Source organism: Acetobacter lambici (genome assembly GCF_011516885.1).
Classification (GTDB): domain Bacteria; phylum Pseudomonadota; class Alphaproteobacteria; order Acetobacterales; family Acetobacteraceae; genus Acetobacter; species Acetobacter lambici.
The window spans coordinates 1-1,891 of the sequence record NZ_WOTD01000119.1 but is presented as its reverse complement, the minus strand read 5'-3'; the positions used below and the strand labels follow the sequence as shown (position 1 = coordinate 1,891).

At 50.2% G+C, this 1,891-nt stretch carries 5 protein-coding genes; all 5 read left to right on the top strand.

The window, feature by feature from the left end:
- Nucleotides 1-269, top strand: a 269-nt coding sequence (locus tag GOB86_RS15970; RefSeq protein ID WP_206752711.1) for a hypothetical protein, incomplete at its 5' end; no start/stop codon positions are given.
- A 30-nt stretch (nucleotides 270-299) separates the two neighbouring features.
- Entirely contained in the window at nucleotides 300-434 is a 135-nt protein-coding gene (locus GOB86_RS16475) for a site-specific integrase (RefSeq protein ID WP_019092428.1), read from the top strand.
- 49 nt (nucleotides 435-483) lie between these two features.
- Nucleotides 484-780: a type II toxin-antitoxin system Phd/YefM family antitoxin gene (locus GOB86_RS15350; protein WP_165993525.1), complete on the top strand. Its 297-nt coding sequence runs from the start codon at nucleotides 484-486 to the stop codon at nucleotides 778-780.
- Complete coding sequence (locus GOB86_RS15345) at nucleotides 777-1,160, top strand: type II toxin-antitoxin system VapC family toxin (RefSeq protein WP_010516143.1); 384 nt, start codon at nucleotides 777-779, stop codon at nucleotides 1,158-1,160. Before GOB86_RS15350 ends, GOB86_RS15345 begins: the two co-directional genes overlap by 4 nt.
- A 119-nt stretch (nucleotides 1,161-1,279) precedes the next feature.
- Nucleotides 1,280-1,822, top strand: a complete 543-nt coding sequence (locus GOB86_RS15340) for a TerB N-terminal domain-containing protein (protein ID WP_242012721.1) — start codon at nucleotides 1,280-1,282, stop codon at nucleotides 1,820-1,822.
- Nucleotides 1,823-1,891: the final 69 nt, after the last annotated feature.

Sequence of the window (1,891 nt, the reverse complement as noted above, 5' to 3'; positions counted from 1 at the left end):
AAAATGATCAAGCGAACCATGTTCGGAAGAGCAGGCTTCGAACTCCTCAGGGCGCGTGTCCTTCAGCCCGCATAATCAAAAAACATCATCACGAAAAGTGCGGAAGAACCGGAAATTTTCATCGAGATTTGTCCCACACTTCTACACTTTCCGGCATCATCTGCTGGAGGGAAGTGATTGACATGGAGCGTCCGAGTATGATCCGCCGGTGGCTTCCCCAAGATCATCCTCCGATCCGCGAAATCGAACGCTGGACAGGACTGTGGTAATCCCCCCATTTTTAGTGGGGGGATTACCGTATGATTTACAAACGAACCGGTAATATCCGAGCCGTGCAGATCCTGCTGGGTCATTCAAAACTGGATAGTACGGTTCGATACCTTGGGGTGGATGTCGAGGACGCTCTGGCTCTGTCGGAAGCCACTGATCTCTGAAATCGAATATGTCTCAGAATTCTCTACCTCCTCCCTATGTGTACATGCTATGATGACACATAGGGAGGAGACCATGAGTCAGCATCTTTCAGATAACGTACCGCCCCCACAGAAAATCGGTGTTCGGGAGTTCCGGGGAAACCTGACAGCGTATTTGCGTCAGGTCAGGCAGGGCAGTACGATCCTCGTGACGTCTCATGATGAGGTTGTCGCTGAACTGCGGCCGCCGGCTCCTTCCTATCGTCCCCGCCGTCAGCCAGGAGCTCTTCGAGGACGGATCAGGATGAGCGAAGATTTTGATGAGACACCACCGGACATTCTTGAGAGCATGGAACGCGACTTGTGAAGGTTCTGCTCGACACGCATGCGTTGCTCTGGTGGCTTTCGGACTCCGACCGGCTGGGTGAGAATGCACGGGAGATTATTGCAGATCCAGTCCACGATATTCTGGTGAGTATCGTGTCATTATGGGAGATTGCGATCAAAATCCGTATCGGAAAACTGGATGCGGATATGAACGATATTCTGGCAGCCATTCCTGCGGAAGGTTTCTCTCTACTACAAATACAACCCGAACACTTGCAGATCCTTATGTCTTTGCCTCTGCATCATCGTGATCCGTTTGACCATCTCCTGATAGCGCAGGCGCAAGCTGAACACGCTACATTCCTTTCGGAAGACGGACAAATGGATCAGTATTCTATTGAAAGAATCCGATGTTCCTGATGGTGTGAACAGAATAGCCGTGATCTATTCTGATTTCCATTTGCCGCAGGAGATAGTTGCTGCAGGGTAAGAATGGTGTCTACTATTTGAAAAAATGGCGAGCATTCCGTGAGTAGAACATGTTTTCTTGGCTAAAACGCATTTTCAGCGGATCCGAAATTTCGGACACGACTAATGAGGCGACCAGGAAAGAGACTATCGCCTCGTCATCTACACACAGCCCCTCGCTTCATACCCAACATGCATTTCTCAATGATAAGGAGAAATTAGAACGGTATGGACAATCACGGAGCCACAAGAAGGACGATGCACGCTGGGTGCTTCCCGGCGAAAAAGTCACGGCCCATGGCTTGGAGATCGCTGATGGCATGGTCTATGTCGGCAACTTTCTGACGGCAGCGCCGAACGGAGGGTGGAATGCCGACACTCCAGCGCCTTGTCTTATCCGGCCATCGCTCAAGGTCGCGTCTGGAGTGCCACAAACGAACTTGGATCTGGGCTATTGGCCCTCCTATACTGATATCACACCCAATCAGCGATTGACTTACCTGCTTTGGCTGGCGAGCGGGAAATCCGACACGAGTTACCCAATGGGATATCCCTTTCTTTACTTCTATGGGCTCGACGCGGAAATCTCACAGAAGGGTTGTACATCGGGTTAGATTATGAAAAAGTCTGTTTTGCACAAAAGAAATTTTCGTAAGCTATAAGAAAACCCGATGCAGACAGAG